Origin of the sequence: Aureimonas sp. AU4, assembly GCF_001463765.1 — a bacterium.
In the GTDB taxonomy this organism is placed as follows: Bacteria; Pseudomonadota; Alphaproteobacteria; order Rhizobiales; family Rhizobiaceae; genus Aureimonas.
The window spans coordinates 1-17,729 of sequence record NZ_BBWK01000077.1; the positions used below are offsets into that span (position 1 = coordinate 1).

17 protein-coding genes are annotated in these 17,729 nt (G+C 69.4%); 14 read left to right on the top strand and 3 right to left on the bottom strand.

Annotated features, from left to right (window positions below; genetic code table 11):
* Nucleotides 1-461: 461 nt before the first annotated feature.
* Nucleotides 462-1,460, top strand: a complete 999-nt coding sequence (locus AUL35_RS19215; protein ID WP_062017856.1) for an SDR family oxidoreductase — start codon at nt 462-464, stop codon at nt 1,458-1,460.
* A gap of 42 nt (nt 1,461-1,502) precedes the next feature.
* Here the strand turns inward: AUL35_RS19215 and AUL35_RS19220 are convergent, their stop codons facing one another.
* On the bottom strand, nt 1,503-2,723 hold the full coding sequence (locus AUL35_RS19220; RefSeq protein ID WP_082666469.1) for an MFS transporter: 1,221 nt from the start codon (nt 2,721-2,723) through the stop codon (nt 1,503-1,505).
* An 83-nt stretch (nt 2,724-2,806) separates the two neighbouring features.
* Here AUL35_RS19220 and AUL35_RS19225 point away from each other — a divergent pair, with 83 nt between their 5' ends.
* Nucleotides 2,807-3,778, top strand: a complete 972-nt coding sequence (locus AUL35_RS19225; protein ID WP_062017858.1) for an AraC family transcriptional regulator — start codon at nt 2,807-2,809, stop codon at nt 3,776-3,778.
* A gap of 49 nt (nt 3,779-3,827) precedes the next feature.
* Here AUL35_RS19225 and AUL35_RS19230 read toward each other — a convergent pair whose 3' ends face one another.
* Both AUL35_RS19230 and AUL35_RS19235 read right to left on the bottom strand, forming a co-directional pair.
* The gene (locus AUL35_RS19230; RefSeq protein ID WP_062017860.1) at nt 3,828-5,024 is read right to left on the bottom strand and encodes a mandelate racemase/muconate lactonizing enzyme family protein; all 1,197 of its coding nucleotides are present in this window, start codon (nt 5,022-5,024) and stop codon (nt 3,828-3,830) included.
* The gene (locus AUL35_RS19235) at nt 5,021-5,824 is read right to left on the bottom strand and encodes an IclR family transcriptional regulator (protein ID WP_062017862.1); all 804 of its coding nucleotides are present in this window, start codon (nt 5,822-5,824) and stop codon (nt 5,021-5,023) included. The genes AUL35_RS19230 and AUL35_RS19235 overlap by 4 nt, the downstream gene beginning before the upstream one ends.
* A gap of 120 nt (nt 5,825-5,944) precedes the next feature.
* Here AUL35_RS19235 and AUL35_RS19240 point away from each other — a divergent pair, with 120 nt between their 5' ends.
* From AUL35_RS19240 to AUL35_RS19295, 12 genes are all read left to right on the top strand, one after another.
* Nucleotides 5,945-6,379, top strand: a complete 435-nt coding sequence (locus AUL35_RS19240; protein WP_062017864.1) for a VOC family protein — start codon at nt 5,945-5,947, stop codon at nt 6,377-6,379.
* Between the two features lie 57 nt (nt 6,380-6,436).
* Nucleotides 6,437-7,597: a mandelate racemase/muconate lactonizing enzyme family protein gene (locus AUL35_RS19245; protein WP_062017866.1), complete on the top strand. Its 1,161-nt coding sequence runs from the start codon at nt 6,437-6,439 to the stop codon at nt 7,595-7,597.
* A 9-nt stretch (nt 7,598-7,606) separates the two neighbouring features.
* Nucleotides 7,607-8,788, top strand: coding sequence for an amidohydrolase/deacetylase family metallohydrolase (locus AUL35_RS19250; RefSeq protein ID WP_062017869.1), 1,182 nt, complete (start codon nt 7,607-7,609; stop codon nt 8,786-8,788).
* A 257-nt stretch (nt 8,789-9,045) separates the two neighbouring features.
* Nucleotides 9,046-10,257: an ABC transporter substrate-binding protein gene (locus AUL35_RS19255; protein WP_062017871.1), complete on the top strand. Its 1,212-nt coding sequence runs from the start codon at nt 9,046-9,048 to the stop codon at nt 10,255-10,257.
* An 81-nt stretch (nt 10,258-10,338) separates the two neighbouring features.
* Entirely contained in the window at nt 10,339-11,193 is an 855-nt protein-coding gene (locus tag AUL35_RS19260) for a carbohydrate ABC transporter permease (protein WP_062017928.1), read from the top strand.
* Nucleotides 11,190-12,038 (top strand): carbohydrate ABC transporter permease, encoded by an 849-nt coding sequence (locus AUL35_RS19265; protein WP_062017873.1) that lies wholly within the window; start codon nt 11,190-11,192, stop codon nt 12,036-12,038. Before AUL35_RS19260 ends, AUL35_RS19265 begins: the two co-directional genes overlap by 4 nt.
* A 29-nt stretch (nt 12,039-12,067) precedes the next feature.
* Nucleotides 12,068-12,877, top strand: a complete 810-nt coding sequence (locus AUL35_RS19270) for an aldo/keto reductase (protein WP_062017875.1) — start codon at nt 12,068-12,070, stop codon at nt 12,875-12,877.
* A gap of 16 nt (nt 12,878-12,893) precedes the next feature.
* Nucleotides 12,894-13,961, top strand: coding sequence for an ABC transporter ATP-binding protein (locus AUL35_RS19275; RefSeq protein ID WP_062017877.1), 1,068 nt, complete (start codon nt 12,894-12,896; stop codon nt 13,959-13,961).
* A gap of 2 nt (nt 13,962-13,963) precedes the next feature.
* Entirely contained in the window at nt 13,964-14,722 is a 759-nt protein-coding gene (locus AUL35_RS19280; RefSeq protein ID WP_062017879.1) for an SDR family NAD(P)-dependent oxidoreductase, read from the top strand.
* A gap of 39 nt (nt 14,723-14,761) precedes the next feature.
* Entirely contained in the window at nt 14,762-15,508 is a 747-nt protein-coding gene (locus AUL35_RS19285; protein ID WP_062017881.1) for a dimethylmenaquinone methyltransferase, read from the top strand.
* A gap of 76 nt (nt 15,509-15,584) precedes the next feature.
* Nucleotides 15,585-16,061 (top strand): heme-degrading domain-containing protein, encoded by a 477-nt coding sequence (locus AUL35_RS19290; protein WP_062017930.1) that lies wholly within the window; start codon nt 15,585-15,587, stop codon nt 16,059-16,061.
* A 76-nt stretch (nt 16,062-16,137) separates the two neighbouring features.
* A complete protein-coding gene (locus AUL35_RS19295) occupies nt 16,138-17,718 on the top strand; it encodes a hypothetical protein (protein WP_062017883.1) in 1,581 nt (526 codons plus the stop codon).
* The last annotated feature ends 11 nt before the right edge of the window (nt 17,719-17,729 follow it).

Here is a 17,729-nt window from a genome sequence, read left to right on the forward strand (position 1 = left end):
TGGATGGATCCTCCCGAAGGCTGCGGGCCGGCGATCCGACCTCGTCCGCCCATATGGCGGATCGCGCCCCTTCGTCACGGGTGCATCCTCTCGACGAACCGCCGGCCCACGATTGCGGGCAATTACTTATCGTCGTTATTTTTGTTGAAAGATGCAAACCGATGCCTCTAAGGAGCGCGTCAGGATACCGGGAGCGCGAGCATGTCGTATCAGTTCGGGACTGGACGTGTCCGGGTTGGGCCTGACGGAGCCAAGCCTGACTTGCGTTCGTCCACGCCGCCCGCCGTTTCGTCGACGGCCTTGGCCAACGGACTTCTCGCTTCGTCGGCCCTCTGGCTCCTTTTCCTGGTGCTCTGGCTGGGCTGCTAGCGACGCCGCTCTCGGCGGCGAGGCGTCGTGTCGCGCCAGGAACCATCGCGCGGTGCGCGGACTTGGATGAGCTTCCAAGAAGGAGTTCATCCATGACCGAGACGAGCCGCCGCACCTTTCTGGCGGGTGCCGCCCTCAGCGCCGGCGCGGCGGTCGCCGCCGGCACGGCCACGCGGGCGGTCGCCCAGGAGAAGCACAAGCCGGGCGCGCCGACCGCGCCCCAGGCGGCCAACTATCCCAAGCCTCCCTACCCCACCGACATGCAGCCCTGGCCGGGCCTCGCCTCGAAGATGAACCCGCGCCCCGACCACGGCGAGACGAGCTACAAGGGTTCGGGCAAGCTCACGGGCAAGCGGGCGCTGATCACGGGCGGCGACTCCGGCATCGGCCGCGCAGCGGCCATCGCCTATGCGCGCGAGGGCGCGGACGTCGCGATCAACTACCTGCCGCAGGAGGAGCCCGACGCGCGCGAGGTCGTGGCCCTGATCGAGGCGGAAGGGCGCAAGGCGGTCGCGATCCCCGGCGACCTGCGCACGGAGGAGTTCTGCCGCCGCCTGGTTGAGGAGGCCGCCACGCAGCTCGGCGGCCTCGACATCCTCGTCAACAACGCCGCGCTTCAGCAGACCCGTCCCTCGATCGCGGAGATCTCGTCGGAACTTTTCGACGACACGATGAAGACCAACGTCTACGCACCCTTCTGGCTCACTAAGGCGGCGCTGGAGCGGATGAAGGAGGGCGCGGTGATCGTGAACACCTCGTCCGAGCAGGCCGGCAACCCGTCGGCCGAGATCATGCACTACGCCATGACGCGCGCGGCCGTCCTCAACTTCACCAAGGGCCTCGCCAAGCAGCTCGCCCCGCGCGGCATCCGCGTCAACGCGGTGGCGCCCGGTCCGTTCTGGACGCCGCTCCAGGTGGCGGGCGGAGCGACCGAGGAGAAGCTTCGCGAGTTCGGCTCCGACACGCCGCTCGGCCGGGCCGGCCAGCCGGCCGAGATCGCGCCGCTCTATGTGGCGGCGGCCGACCCGCTTCTCAGCTTCTCGACGGGCCAGATCTTCGGCTCGACGGGCGGCAACGGCCAGCCGGCCTGATGACGCGTCCGGGGCGCCGCCGCGCAGGCAGCGCCCCGGGCTTCATGCGAGAACCGCTCGGCGGCGCTCCGAAGCGCGGCCCGCAACGAGAATGACGAGCCCGCCCAGCACCACGGCCGCAGCCGCGTAGACGATCACTCCGGTCGGGCCCATCCCGTCGATCAGGAGGCCGCCGATCACCGCGCCGCTCGCGATGGCGACCTGGAAGGCCGAGGACAGGAGCGCGCCCGCGCTTTCGGCGAGGTCCGGTGCGGCCCGCGCGTTCCAGATCGAGGTCGAGACCGGAAACCCGCCGAAGGCGAAGCCCCAGACGGCGGTCGCCGCAAAGGCCACGGCGGGCGAGGTACCCGCGATCGCCAGTGCGATCGCCGCCGCGCCGATCAGGAGCGAGGCCGAGCCCACCGCCCAGGCGGGGCTTCGCGCCGCGACGGCGCCCGCCGCGATGTTGCCGAGGAAGCCGCCGAGGCCGAAGGCGAGGAGCGCAAGCGAGATGGTCGAGACCTCGAGGCGCGGCACCTCTTCCAGGAAGGGCCGGATGAAGGTGAAGCCGGCGAAATGGCCGGAGACGACGATCACCACCGTCAGAAGGCCGATCGCAACCGCCGGACGCAAGAGTGCCGCGCGAAACAGCTTGATGCTCGGCGGAGCGGTGGGCGGCAGCGCGGGCAGGACCGCGAACTGCACCGCAAGCGACGCCAGCCCGAGCCCGGCCGCCGACAGGAAGGTAGCCCGCCAGCCGATCCATTCGCCCAGCGCTGCACCCAGAGGCGCGGCGACCACGGTGGCGAGCGACACGCCCATGACGATGACCGACATCGCGCGCGGCACCTCGGCCGAGGGCACGAGGCGCAGGGCCAGCGCCGTCATCATCGCCCAGAAGCCGCCGAGCGCGAAGCCGAGCAGTGCGCGCGCCAGGAGAAGCATGCCGACGCTGTTCGCCGTGGCCGCGAGGAGGCTCGACAGGACAAGCAGTCCCATCAGGACCCAGACGATCAGGCGCCGGTCGAGACGGCCCGACAGAAGCACGAGAAGCGGCCCGGCGATCGCCGCCACCACCGCCGTCGCGGTGATGGCCTGACCGACCGTCCCATTGCTGACCCCAAGTTCGGCCGCCATGGGCGTGAGCAGGCTGACGGGCAGGAACTCGGCCGTCACGAGGCCGAAGACCCCGAACGACAGGGAAAGGACCGCGGGCCAGGCGGCGCGGGGCTCGTCGATTTCGGACACAAGCCCCGGGGAGGCGACGGGTTGGGCGAAATCCATGAGGGGACCGCTCCTTGCATGATGCTGCGTTGCAGCAGCGTCTACGCTCGTCCGGCTGGCGTTTCCATGCCAGAATGACTGAGATGCTTGACCGATCCGCCAAATCCCACTCGCCCGGCTCCGCCGATCCTCTAACCGAAATGCTGCGCGGCCTGCGCCTCGACGGCGTGGAATACGGTCGCTGCCGCATGGCCGGGGACTGGTGCTTCCGCTATCCCGCCCAGGCTCACGCACATTTTCACTTCGTGGCCGGGCGCGGGTGCTGGCTGCAGGAGCCGGACGGCACTTGGAGCGAGCTGGCGGCGGGCGATGCCGTGCTCGTGCCGCGCGGCGCCGCCCACACGCTGGCGAGCGCACCGGGCCTCGAGCCACGCCCCTTTCCGCGCCGCGACTGCCTCGCCATCTGCGAAAGCGTCTACGACTACGACGGCGGCAACGCGCCCGAGGACGAGGGCTGCGTTCTCTTCTGCGGCACGATGCGCTTCAACCTCGACGGCCTCCATCCCCTCCTGCAGGTCATGCCGGACGTGATGCGGGCGAAGGAGCTGATGGTGGAGGAGCCGACCATTCCCCACCTTCTCGACGCCATGGTGGCCGAGTGCGGGCTGAACCGGGTGGGGGCGAGCGGCATCCTCGCGCGGCTGGCCGACGTCATGGCCGCGCAGATCATCCGCTCCTGGGTGGAGCATGGATGCGGCGACTCGGCGGGCTGGATCGCGGCGGTGCGCGATCCGCAGGTCGGCCGCGTGATCGCGGCGATCCATGCCGAACCCGAGCGGGACTGGGCGGTGGCCAGCCTCGCCGCGATCATGGGCGCCTCGCGCTCGGGCTTCGCGGCCAAGTTCACCGCGACCGTCGGCATGACGCCTGCGCGCTACGTGACCGAGGTGCGCATGCACCGGGCGCGGCAGTGGATCGGGCGCGACCGGATGCGGGTCGGAGAGGTCGCGCACCGGCTCGGCTACGATTCCGAGGCCGCCTTCAGCCGTGCCTTCAAGCGCGTCGTGGGAACGGCACCGGGCCGGCTGCGCACGGGCGTCATGGCGGACGCCTGAGAAAGGCGCGCGGCGGGACCCCGCATCGGACCCGTCAGCACCATGGCCGTCAGTCGAAGAAGCCCTCGTCGCCCTCCGCCAGATAGCGCCGGGCGCGTTCGGGCACGAGTTCCACGCCCATGCCGGGGCGATCGGGCACCTCGACCATCCCGTTCACGACGATCGGGTCGGGCAGTCCGTCCACGATCTCGTTCCACCAGGGCGGATCGCCCGTCGTGTACTCGAAGGCGATGAAGTTGTCGGGGAGCGTGGCCGAAACCTGAATCAGCGCGCCGAGGCCGAGAAGCCCGTTGGCCGTGCCATGCGGGGCCATGGTGATGCCGTGAAGGTCGGCATGCTCGGCGATCCACTTCAGCTCCGCGAGCCCGCCGACATCGGCGGGATCGGGTCCCACCACATGGACCGCGTTGGTCTCGATCAGCTCCTTGAAGTTGCGCCGAAGGTAGATCTGCTCGCCCGTATGGATGGGCGTGGCGGAGGTCCGCGTCAGCTCGCGATAGCTGCCGGCATCCACCCAAGGGGTGTAGTCGCCCGATAGGAGATCCTCGACCCAGAGGAGGTTGTAGGGCTCGAGCATCCGGACGAGGCGGATCGCATCGCCCAGCATCCAGCCCGGCCCGCAGTCGAGCGCCAGGCCGATCCGGTCGCCCGCGACCTCCTTCATCGCCGCCACGCAGCTGACCAGATGGCGCAGGCCCCGCTCGGTCACCGGCCCCCGGTCCAGCGCGCCATGGAAGGGCCCCGCGCCCAGCTCGCCGTAGGTGAAGTCCGGCACCTCGCGCTTCATGGGCGAGTGGAAACCGATCGGCTGCTTGATGATCGTGAAGCCCTCCGGCGAAGCCATCATGCGCGCGAGGTCGTCGGCGTAGTCCTCCGGCCGATGCCCGGCGAGCGGAAAGCGCACCGAGCCGTTGTAGACGCGCACGCGGTCGCGCACCTTGCCGCCGAGCAGGCGGTGGACCGGCAGGCCGGCGGCCTTGCCGGCCAGGTCCCACAAGGCCATCTCGACGACGCTGACGGCGCTGCCCCACGGCTTGAAGCCGCCGCGCTGGCGGATCTTGCGCATGGTGCGCTCGACCAGCGTCGGGTCCTCGCCGATCAGCGCCTCGCGCAGGGCGAGGATGTGGGGCTTCAGATAGGGCTTCCACGTCTCGGCCTGGGCATAGCCCGACACGCCCTCGTCGGTCACGATGCGCACCACGGGGCTGCGGCCGATCACGGCGCATCGGAGGTCGGTGATCTTCATGCGGCGCGGCTCGTCCTGGGGTCCTTGAGGGTGCGGGATACGGCGGCGGCTGTCTCGATCGCGGCCAGCCGGATCGCCTCCATGCGCGCCGCCTCGGTTCCGGCGAGAAAGGGAACGCTGAGGGCGGCGACCATCGCGCCATCGGGACCATGAACCGGGGCGGCGAAGGCCTGAATGCTCGGCGCGTTCTCGCCCTTGTCCTGCGCCCAGCCGAGGCGGCGGATGCGCGCGAGCTCGGCCCTCAAGCGGCGCGGGTCGGTGACGGTGCGCGGCGTGAAGGCGACGAGAGGGCGAGCCAACCAGCGGTCGAGCTCGGCCGCGTCGAGATGGGCGAGCAGCATCTTGCTCGCCGCGCCCGCATGGATCGGCATGCGCTGGCCGGGCGCGACCGTCAGGGCGTATTCGCGCCGCCCCTGCGCGGTGGCGAGCACAAGGACGCCCTCGCCGTCGAGGACGCTGAGCTTCACGCCCTCGCCGAGTTCGGCGGCGAGCCGATCGAGATGGGGCTGGCTCGCGGCCTGAAGGTCGATCTCGCTTGCCTGCGAGGCGACATGGGCAGCGAGCGTCAGAAGGCGCCGGCCCAGGAGATAGTGACCCGCCTCGCTGCGGCGGACCATGTCGTGGCGCTGCAGCGTGTTGAGGATGCGGTAGACGCTGGTGCGCGGCAGGTCGAGCCGCGCCGTGAGGTCGCTGATCGAGAGCCCCTCGGCACGCTGCTCGAGCGCAGCCAGAAGTTCCATCATGCGGTCGATGGCGGGGATGGTGTGGCGGCTCGCGCCCGCCTCCTCGGCGATGTCCATGCGCCTACCCTCTCGGCGGTTGACAGGAAGACGGGAGAGCGTAGCATCAAATCATGAACTATTGAAGTTCATATTTGAACGACGCGGAACAAGCGTCGGCATCTCGGGGAGGACCGCCGCATGTTGACCGTCTCGGCCATCGCTCACGTCGCCATCCGCATCAAGGACATCGACCGGACGATGCGCTTCTACGAGCAGGGGCTGGGCTTTCGCGAGATGCTGCGGCTCGACCGCGACGGACGCCTGTGGCTCGTCTACCTGCGCGTGACCGACCAGCAGTTCCTGGAGATCTTTCCCGAAGGCACGGGCGAGCGCGCCGCCGAGCGCGAGGCGGTGGGCTACAATCATCTCTGCCTTGAGGTGCCCTCGATCGACGGCGCGCTCGCCGAGCTGGCGGCGGCCGGCATCGAGCCGATCCGCCCGAAGGTGCTCGGCGCCGACGGCAACTGGCAGGCCTGGATCGAGGACCCCGACGGCCACCGCATCGAGCTCATGGAGATGGCGGCGAATTCCATGCAGGCGCAGGCGATCGAACGCCTGCGGCAGGGAGGCTGAGGCGATGCGCGCGGAAGGAAACGATGCGGCGCGAGGCGACATGCGGGACAGCGGGCGATGAAGATCACGGGCCTCAAGACCTTCGTCGCCAACGTGTCGCGAACCAACTTCGTGTTCGTGAAGATCTATACCGACGACGGGATCGACGGCGTCGGCGAGGCGACGCTGGAGTGGAAGACGCGCACGGTCGTGGCCGCGATCGAGGAGCTGGAGCGCGTTCTCGTCGGACGCGACCCGTTCGCGGTGGACGCGCTCATTGAGCAACTGCATCGCGACAGCTACTGGCGCACGGGCGCCGTGTTCCGCACCGCGCTCGGCGGCATCGAGGCCGCCCTTCTCGACATCAAGGGCAAGGCGCTCGGCGTTCCCGTCTTCGAGCTTCTTGGCGGCAAGTATCGCGAGCGCGTCGCCTGCTATGCCAATCATTGGTTCTTCGGCGCGGTGACGCCCGAGGACCACGCCGAAAAGGCGAAGGCCGCGGTCGCCATGGGCTACCGGGCGCTCAAGTGGGACCCGTTCGATGCGGCCGACCTCCAGATGGACCGGCGCCAGCGCCACGCCACGATCGCGATCGTGGAAGCGGTGCGCGCGGCGGTCGGGCCCGACATCGACCTGATGCTCGACGTCCACGGACGGCTCGACGTGCCGACCGCGATCGCGATGTGCCGCGCGCTCGCGCCCTTCGACCTTACCTGGATCGAGGAGCCGACGCCGCCCGAGAGCATCGACGCGCTGGCCGAGGTGCGCGCGCACAGCCCGGTGCCGATCGCAGCCGGCGAGCGCTTCTTCGAGCCCGCGCGCTTCCAGGAGGCTCTGGCCAAGCGCGCGGTCGACATCCTCCAGCCCGACGTCTCGCATGTGGGTGGGCTCGGCGAGACCAAGCGCATCGCCCACAATGCCCACACCCACCTCATCCCGGTCGCGCCGCACAACCCGGTCGGCCCGGTGATGAACGCAATGACGCTCCACGCCTCCGTGGCGATCCCCAACATGCTGGTCTTCGAGACCGTGTCGGTGGACGTGCCGTGGCGGCGCGAGCTCGTGCGTGAGACGCTGCGCTTCGAGGACGGCCATCTTCTGGCGCCGACCGCGCCGGGGCTCGGCGTCGAGCTGATCGAGGAGGCCTGCGCGCGCTTCCCCTACGAGGCGACCAACGTGCCGCTGTTCGACGGCTCGATGAACACGACCGGCGTGTCGACCGGCGAGAAGACCTTCTAGCGAGACAGGATGACGTCCTCCCTCCTCATTCGCGGCGGGCGCGTGATCGATCCGGCCTCCGGCCTCGACGCGGTGGCGGACGTCCTGGTGCGGGACGGCAGGATCGCGGCCATCGCGCCCGGCCTTTCGCCGGAGGGATCTGCGGACCACCGCGTGATCGAGGCCGCCGGCGCCCTCGTCGTGCCGGGCCTCGTCGACCTCCACACCCACGCCTACTGGGGCGGCACGCTGCTCGGCGTCAACGCCGACAAGATCGGGCCGCGCACCGGCGTCACCACCTGGGTGGACTGCGGCAGCAGCGGCGCGGCGACGCTGGAGGGCTTCCTCTGGCACGTCGTTCGGCCGAGCCGTGTGCGCATCCTGCCCATGGTCAACCTGTCCTATATCGGCCTCACCGCCGCCGGCCACCTGTCGATGGATGTCGGCGAGCTGCACGACTGGCGCTTTGCGGACCTCAGCGAGATCGATCGGGTGGGGGAAGCGTTCGGTCCCGAGATCCACGGCGTGAAGCTGCGTGCCAGCAACAACGCCTGCGGCGCGAACGGCCCCGTCGTCCTGCCGCTCGCGCGCGAGGCGGCCGACAGGCTCGGCGTCCCCCTCATGATCCATGTCGGCACCGCACCGCCGACCATCGACGAGGTGCTGCCCTTCCTGCGCGAGGGCGACATCCTCGCCCACGTCTACAATGCCAGCGCCGGCGGCTCGGTGCTCGACGCCTCGGGGCGCCTGCGCCCGGCGGTGCGCGAGGCGATAGGGCGCGGCGTGCGCATGGATGTCGGCCACGGCGGCTCGAGCTTCTCGTTCCGCATCGCCGAACGCGCCATGGACCAAGGGCTCCTGCCCGACGCCATCAGCTCCGACCTTCATGCCTACAACATCGACGGCCCGGCCGGCAGCCTGCCGGAGGTGATGGCGAAGTTCCTGGCGCTCGGGCTCCCGCTGGCCGACGTCCTGCGCCTCGCCACCGCCTCGCCGGCCACTGTCATCCGCCGCCCCGACCTCGGTCGGCTCCAGGTCGGCGGCGAGGCCGATCTGGCGGTGTTCCGCCTGGAGAAGCGGGGCGTCGATCTGGTGGACTGCGAGGGCGCCGTGCGGCGCGGCACATCGAGCCTTCACAACATTCTCACCGTGTGCCGCGGCCGGGTGCTGGAAAGCTTCGAGGACGGCCGCAACGAGGGACGTCGCTACTGATGCTTGAAGAACCGGCTCGGGACTTGACCGTTGACAAGCCGATCCTCCCCACGCCAAAGTGCATTATAGAACTACGCAAGTTCATATTTGAACTTTACTGAAGGACCCACGATCGCCGGAAGAAGCGACGGGGTCACGCCTTCGCCGGACGCCAAGGCGCCGGGCCCGGTCGCGGCAGCACAGTGCCGCCGCCGGGCATCGACGGATGATCGGCTCATCGCCGCAACCGCGACGAAACCGTCGCAACGGGAGGAAGCATGCGGAAATCCCTGATCCGTGCCGGGCTGGCGGGCATCCTGTCCGCGCTGACGCTCGGCGGCACGGCCCTTGCGGGCGAGGTCGTCTGGTGGACGCCCAACTTCAACGAGGCGCGCGCCCGCGAGCTCGTCGCAAAGTTCCAGGAGAGCCACCCCGGCATCACCGTCAACCTGCAGATCACCACCACCGACGGCCTGCCGCAGCGCGTCCTCACCGCGCTCCAGTCGGGCGCCGCGCCCGACATCATCGACGTGCAGCACGGCTGGGTCACCGGCTACGCGCAGAACGACCTCGTGCTGCCGCTCGACGACGTCCTCAAGGACCGCACGGACTACGTTCCCGCCAGCCTCGACTACGTGACCTACGACAACAAGCTGTGGGGCATGCCCTACCGCATCGAGTCGCTGGCGGTGCTCTACAACCGGAAGCACTTCACCGAGGCCGGTCTCGATCCGGCCAAGCCGCCGCAGACTTGGGAGGAGCTTCAGGCCGCCGCCAAGGCGCTGACGCGCGACGGGCGCTCGGGCTTTGCGATCACCGGCGGCGGCGAGGTCGGCAACACGATCTTCCGCTCCATGCCCTTCATGTGGATGAACGGCGGCGGCATCCTCTCGCAGGACGGCACAAAGGTGCTCGTGAACAGCCCGGAAACCGTGGCCGCGGTCCAGTTCTACACGGACTTCTACAAGAACAAGCTCTCGCCCGCCTCGACGCTGGAAAACGACGGTACGGCCAACCGCCGCCTGTTCATCGCCGAGAAGGTCTCGATGTACCAGGCCGGCCAGTTCGACGTGAAGTCGATCCAGACCGAGAACCCGAACATCGACATCGGCGTGATGATCATGCCTCATCCGGCGGGCAAGGATACCGCCGCCGTGCTCGGCGGCTGGAGCTTCGTCGTTCCGAAGGATGCGAAGAACCCCGACGAGGCCAAGGTGCTGGTCGGCTTCCTGTCGGAGGCGGCCAACCAGGGCTTCCTGACCGACACCTTCCCCGCCCGTCTCAGCGCGATGGATCTGCCGCGCTTCGGCGACCCGATCCTCCAGGTCTACAAGCAGATGCTGCCCTTCGGCCGCCCGGTCCCCAACCAGCGCAACTGGGTGCAGATCAGCCAGGCCTATTTCGACGGCATCCAGCGCATCCTGCTCGGCGACGAGGACGCCCAGACGGCGATGGACGAGGCGGCCGAGGAGATCGAGGGTCTGCTCTAAGGGTCCTCCCTGCCTTTTACGCGGCGGCCGCTCGAGCGCCGCCGCGCCCCTTCCATGATGCGACCGACGATCGGTGCCGCCATGCAATCCCAGTCCACGGGCTATCTCTTCATTCTGCCGGCGCTTCTCGTGCTGGCGATGCTGATCGCCTATCCCGTCGCCTATACCGGCCTTCTCAGCGTCACCGACAGCCGGGGCGCCTTTGTCGGGCTCGACAACTTCCGCCGCATCCTCGGCGCGCGCGCCACGGCAACCGCGCTTCTCAACACGCTCTGGTGGGTGGCGGGCTCGATCGTCTTCCAGGTCGTGCTCGGCGTCCTGACCGCGATCCTCCTCAACCAGAGCTTTCGCGGCCGGGCGGTGGTGCGCTCGATCACGCTGATCCCCTGGGTCGTTCCGGGCATCGTCGCGGCCACGACCTGGGCCTGGATGCTGCACACCGAGTTCGGCATCGTGAACTACATGCTGACCGGGCCGGGCCTTCTCGAGCATCCCGTCGGCTGGCTCACCAACGGCGACACCGTGCTGCCGGTGATGATCGCGATCAACGTCTGGAAGATGTTTCCCTTCGTCGCGATCATGGTTCTGGCCGGGCTCCAATCCATCCCGAACGACCTCTACGAGGCCGCGCGCATCGACGGCGCGCGCTACTGGGAGGAGGTCTGGTACGTGATGCTGCCCCAGGTGCGCCCGGTGATCGTGGCCGTCACGCTGCTTCTCGTGATCTGGGCGCTCAACCACATCACCATCATCTACGCCATCACGCGCGGCGGCCCGGCCAACCGCACGCTGATCACCCCGATCCAGATCTTCCGCACCGCCTTCGAGAGCACGCAGTTCAACACGGCCGCCGCCCTGTCGGTGATGTTCTTCGCGGTCGCGATCCTGGTGGTGTTCGCCTATATCCGCCTGCTCGCGGCGGGAGCGGCCCGATGAGCGCGGGCGCCGCGCCCAAGCGCCCCGGCCTGCCGCTGCCCCTGATCTGGCTCGGCTCGCTGGTCCTCGTCCTCGTCTGCCTGTTTCCGTTCTGGTGGATGGGCCTGTCGTCGATCAAGACCCTGCGCGAGCTCTACACCGTGCCGCCCATCTGGTGGCCGGAGGTGCCGAGCCTCGAGAACTACCGCAAGGTTCTCTTTGAATCGAACATCCCGCGATACTTCCTGAACAGCCTCGTCGTCTCGATCGGCTCGACGGGTCTGGCGCTGATCCTTGCGATCTTCGCGTCCTACGGCTTCGCCCGCTTCGACTTTCGCGGCAAGCCGCTCCTCCAGTCCTTCGTGCTGATCGGCCAGCTGCTGCCGACCGCCGCGATCATCGTGCCGCTCTTCATCACGCTGCGCGTGCTCGGCCTCGTGAACACCTACTGGGGCCTCATCCTCGTCTACATGATCCTGACCCTGCCACTCTCGGTCTGGATGCTGACGAGCTACTTCCGCGCCATTCCCGTGGAGCTGGAGGAGGCCGCGATCATCGACGGGGCGAGCCGTCTCGGCTGCCTGTTCCGCATCGTCCTGCCGCTGTCCGTGCCCGGCATCGTGTCGGTCCTGGTCTACGCCTTCGTGACCACCTGGAACGAGTTCATCTTCGCCTTATGCTTCGCCACCGACGCCTCGGTGAAGACGCTGCCGATCGGGCTCGCCGAGTTCTCCACCGAGTTCAACACGGACTGGGGCGCCGTGATGGCGGCCTCGGTCATCATGACCCTCCCGATCGCCCTTCTGTTCCTGTCCATGCAGCGCCTGTTCGTGGGCGGCATGACGGCGGGGGCGACCAAGGGATGACGCGTACGAGCCTTCCGGAAGGATATGCCATGACCACGACCATTCCCGCGCTCGGCCTCGGCACCTACGGGCGCACCGGCGAGGAGGGCCTGGCCGCGCTTCTCGCCGCGCTGGAGCTCGGCTACCGCCATCTCGACACGGCGCAGAGCTACGGCACCGAGGGAAATGTCGGCGAGGCCGTCCGCCGCTCGGGGCTTCCCCGCGACGAGGTCTTCGTCACCACCAAGGTCGCCGACACGAACCTCTCGCGCGCCGACTTCGCCCCCAGCGTCCAGCGCAGCCTCGACACGCTGGGGCTCGACCGCGTCGACCTTCTCCTGATCCACTGGCCCTCGGAACGCGACCAGGTGCCCTTCGAGGACTACATGACCGCTCTTGGCCAAGCGAAGGCGGCGGGCCACACGCGCCTGATCGGCGTCTCGAACTTTCCGATCGAGCATCTGAAGCAGGCCCGCGCGCTGCTGGGCGAGGATGCGCTGGCGACCAATCAGGTCGAGATCCACCCCTTCCTCCAGTCGCCCACCTTACGCGACTTCGCGCGCTCGATCGAGCTGCCGCTGACCGCCTACCAGCCGCTCGCCAAGGGCCAAGTCGGCGAGAACGAGACCCTCCGCGAGATCGCGGCGAAGCACGGCGTCACGCCGGCGGCGGTGGCGCTCGCCTTCCTGATGGCGGAGGGACACATCGTGATCCCCGCCTCCGGAAGCCGCGCCAACCTCGAGGCGAACCTTCGGGCGCGCGACCTCAAGCTCCGGCCCGAGGAGATCGACGCCGTCCGGCGCCTCGACCGGGGCGAGCGCGGCATCGATCCGGAGAAGTCCCCTCGCTGGGACGACTGAGAGGGAGGGACGCATCATGGGTTCGGTATCGATCCGCGAGGCGCGCAAGAGCTACGGGGCGCTGGAGGTGCTGCACGGCGTCTCGGTGGAGATCGCCGACGGCGAGTTCGTCGTTCTGGTCGGCCCGTCCGGCTGCGGGAAGTCGACGCTTCTGCGCATGCTCGCCGGGCTCGAGTCGATCTCGGCCGGCGAGATCGCGATCGACGGGCGCGTCGTCAACGCGCTGGCGCCGAAAGAGCGCGACATCGCCATGGTGTTCCAGTCCTACGCGCTCTACCCGCACATGACGGTGGCGGAAAACATGGGCTTTTCGCTCAAGCTCGGCCGCCGGCCGCGCGAGGAGATCCAGGATCGCGTCGGCACGGCCGCGCGCACGCTCAGCCTCGACGCGCTGCTCGACCGCCAGCCGCGCCAGCTGTCGGGCGGCCAGCGCCAGCGCGTCGCCATGGGCCGCGCCATGGTGCGCGCGCCCGCCGTGTTCCTGTTCGACGAGCCTTTGTCGAACTTGGATGCCAAGCTCCGCGTCCAGATGCGCGCCGAGATCAAGCAGAACCATCAGCGCCTGCGCACCACGACCGTCTACGTCACGCACGACCAGATCGAGGCCATGACCATGGCCGACCGCATCGTCGTCATGAACGGCGGGCGCGTCGAACAGATCGGAACGCCGCTCGAGCTCTACGAGCGACCGGCCAACCTCTTCGTCGCCGGCTTCATCGGCTCGCCCGCCATGAACCTCCTGCCCGGGCGGATCGCCGAGGGTGCGCTGACCGCCGAGGACGGCACGCGCATCCCGCTCGGTGGCGCGGCTTCGGCGCAAGGGAGCGCCGCGATCCTCGGCGCACGGCCCGAGCATATCGTGATCGATCCCGCCGGCGTGCCGGCCGAGGTACTGGTGGTCGAGCCGACGGGCGCCGACACGCATGTCACGCTGCGCCTCGCCGGCCAGCCCGTCGTCGGCACGTTCCGCGAGCGCATCACGGCGCAACCCGGCGAGCGGCTGCCCGTGCGGCTCGACCCTCAGCGTCTCCACCTCTTCGACGCCGAAACGGGCCGCCGCCTCGAACAGGGAGGCCGAGCCTAGCCATGACCGCCATCTACCCCGATCTTCGCGATCGCACCGTTCTCGTCACCGGCGGGGCGTCCGGCATCGGCGAGGCCATCGTGCGGGCCTTCGCAGCCCAAGGCTCACGCGTCGGCTTCGTCGATCTGGATAAATCGGCGGGAGAGCGGCTGGCGGCCGAGCTTTCGACAGGCGACGGCCAGATCCGTTTTGCCGCCTGCGACCTTCGCGACATCGCGGCGCTGCAGGCGGCGGTCGGCGAGATCCGCGACGCGCTCGGCCCCGTCACCGTGCTCGTCAACAACGCCGCCAACGACGAGCGCCATCCCACCCCGACCGTCACGCCGGACTATTTCGACGACCGGATCGCGGTGAACCTGCGCCACCAGTTCTTCGCGGCCCAGGCCGTCCTGCCCGACATGGAGCGGGCGGGCGGCGGCTCGATCGTCTGCATGAGCTCGATCTCGTGGATGGCGGGTTTCGGCGGCATGGCGCTCTACACCGCCTCGAAATCCGCCGTTCTCGGCCTCGTGCGCTCGCTCGCCCGCGACTACGGGCCGGCGGGCGTGCGCGTCAACGCCGTCTCGCCGGGCTGGATCATGACCGAACGCCAGCTCGCGCTCTGGCTGACGCCCGAGGCCGACGCCATGCGCGAGGAGCGCCAGGCGCTGAAACGCCGGCTCGTGCCCGACGACATCGCCCGCCTCGTCCTGTTTCTCGCCTCCGAGGAGGCCGGCGCCATCACCGCGCAGAACCACGTCGCCGACGGCGGCTGGGTCTGACGCCCGTTTCCCTTTTCGCCTGCCTTCGAGGTGCCTTTTATGCAGTCCCCTTCCGACATCCAGCCGATCACCCGCCCGCCCCGCGCCTGGTGCGACGCGCTCGCCGCGATCGGCACCGCCACGTGCAGCAGCGAGCTCAGCCTGATGGGCATCCGCGATGCGCAGATCCACGGGCCGCGACCGCTCAAACTCGGCCGCTCGGTGGCCGGTCCCGCGCTGACCCTCCAGATGATGCCCAAGCGCGAGGACCTCTACGGCTCGAACGAGTACGAGAACCCCGAGGTCCAGCTCCATCGCCACGTTCTCTACCCCGCCGAGGCCGGCGACATGGTGGTGGTGGACGCGCGCGGCGACATGGCAAGCGGCATCTTCGGCGAGATGATGCTGACCTTCCTCGCGGGTCGCGGCGGGTCGGGTGTGGTGGTGGACGGCTGCATCCGCGATTCCGCCAAGGCGCGCGAGCTCGACCTCGGCGTCTGGGTGAAGGGCGTGACGCCCAACTACCACGCGCAGACCAACCTCATCCCCTTCGCCGTCAACGTGCCGGTCGCCTGCGGCGGCGCCCTCGTCATGCCGGGCGACATCATCGTGGCCGACGACGACGGCGTGGTGGTGGTGCCCGTCGCCATGGCGGAGCGGCTGATCGAGGGCGCGAGCCAGCATGTCGAGTGGGAGGAGTTCGCGCGCCTGCGCCTGTCGCAGGGCGGAGACCTTCGCAAATACTATCCCCTCACCGACGCGGTGCAGGACGAGTATCTCGCCTGGCGCGCGGCCAACCAGGGCTGACGCTCCCCTTGTGCTCCCGTCCAGGACAGGAGACGGGAGCGTTTCTCCCCGCGCCGGCCCAATGACAAGGACGATCATGACGCCGACCCTCGAAGACCTGAAGCGCGAAGCGAAGGAACTCGATCTGCCCCACTTCGACTACGCGATCGCGTGGGAACTCGGGCTCCGACTGCGCGAGCGCGCGGCGGAACAGGCGCTGCCGGTCGGCATCGAGGTGTTCCATGGGACCGCACCGGTCTTCCTGTCGCTCCTGCCGGGTTCCTCGCCCGACAATGTGGAGTGGCTGCGGCGCAAGCGGGCCGTGGCGTTGCGCTTCCACCAGAGTTCGCTCGCCATGCGGCGGCTGTGCGAGGCGAAGGGCGTCGAGTTCGCCGCTCGCTACCACCTGCCCTCAAGCGAGTTCGTCGCAAGCGGCGGCGCGGTGCCGATCGTGATGCGCGGCACCGGCGTGGTGGGCGTCGCGACCGTGAGCGGCCTGCCCGACACGGAAGACCACGCCTTGGTCGTCTCCGCCTTGCGGGAACTGCGCCGGGCGCAAGGCATCGGCGACTAACGATCAGGTGACCTGACGATCCGCGTCAGCCGTGGCAACATGGCGGCCGGACATCGTTCGCTGGGGAGGAAACGGAATGCGTCGGATGATCTGGGCCGCGACGATGGCTTTAGCGGCGGGTGTCGCGCAGGCGCAGGACAAGCCCGTGGTGAACGCGGGCACGCGCGCGCCGGACTGCACCGCCCGTGTGAACTACGACCGCAACGCCGACCTGCCGGGCTACCTGGACGGCGACGGCATCTGCCAACCCTTCCTGCCGCTGAACCAGCTCATCCCGGCCGGGCGTGACGCCAGCTTCTACACAGACGACTTCACGGACGCCGCGATCCGCACACGCTGGCAGAGCTGCAAGGCCGACGAGGCGTGTGCGGCCGCCGCCCGCAAGGGGGCGCAGGGCTTCGCCCGCGTCGAGACGCGCGAGACCGGGACGGTGGGCGCGACGGGCCGGATCGACCCCGAGGGCGACGTCGATCTCGCTGCGATCCGCCGGCCCGCCTTCTTCGGGCAGGAGCCCTATCGCGAGCCGATCGCGGCCAGCGACGCAAGCGCCCATACGGTCGAGTTCACCGCGCCGCGCGACGCTCTCGAGCGCACCAAGCTCGGCAAGACCGGCGAGATCAAGCTGCGCGGCTGGTATATCCGGGGCGACGGCATCAGCAGTGAGGACGGCACCCGTCAGCGCGCGCTCGTCGTCATGAACAACGGCGGCGGCAACGAGATCACCGCGATCGACGATCCGCGCTCCGAGCTCGTCACGCGCGACGCGGCCAGCGGTAAGTTCACGCTCTCCGACAAGCCCGACGGCCTGACCGAGGAAGCGGGCATGCGCCACTGGCGGGGCTTTGCCGCCGCCTTCCATGCGGCCGGCTTCGACGTCCTCGTCACCGACCGGCGCGGCAACGGCATCTCGGGCGGCGGGAACGGCTTCAACACGGCCGAGCAGGCGAATGACATAATGCGCGAGTTCGACCAGCTCGGCACCGGCGAGGGCCTGCGGGCGATGGGAGCCAAGGGCGGCACGCTGACGGGCAAGGCGGCGGCCGACGCCGTGCTGCAGGGCGCGGACATCGCGGCGATGCCGATCGTCCTCATGGGCTACTCGCGCGGCTCCTATGCGGTCGCCTACGCCATGCAGAAGAACTTCGTCACCGACTGCAACCGCGATGTTCCGGGTGGCACCTGCGCGCCGGCCCTCGCCCGCGCCAACATCCGGGGCGCGATCCTCTATGGCCCGAACTCGGGCGGTCTCGGCACGCGGGTCGCCGGCCACGACATGATCGAGGCGGCACTGCGCGAGGAGTTCGCGACCACCTACTATCCCGACGGCGAGGTGGCGGCCGGCGTCGCGCGCTGGCCGGCGCTGCAGATCGTGAAGGGCACCTGGGACTACGTCGAGGGGATGGAGGGCGCGTTCGCGAGCTACAACCGGGCGACGGGCCTGAAGGACATGTTCGTGTTCCACGGCCCCCATGGGCTCGCCATGCAGTCCGACGGCAACATGGCGCTGGCGGGCGAACGCATGGCGCGCTTCGCCCGCGCCGCCGCGTTCGGACAAAGCCGCCTGGAGGGCACCACGCCGCCGGCCGACCTGCGCGAACTGGTTCTGTCCGCCCCGGCGATCTGGGACACCAACACGGACCCGACCGGTCCGCGATAGGAAGCGTTCCG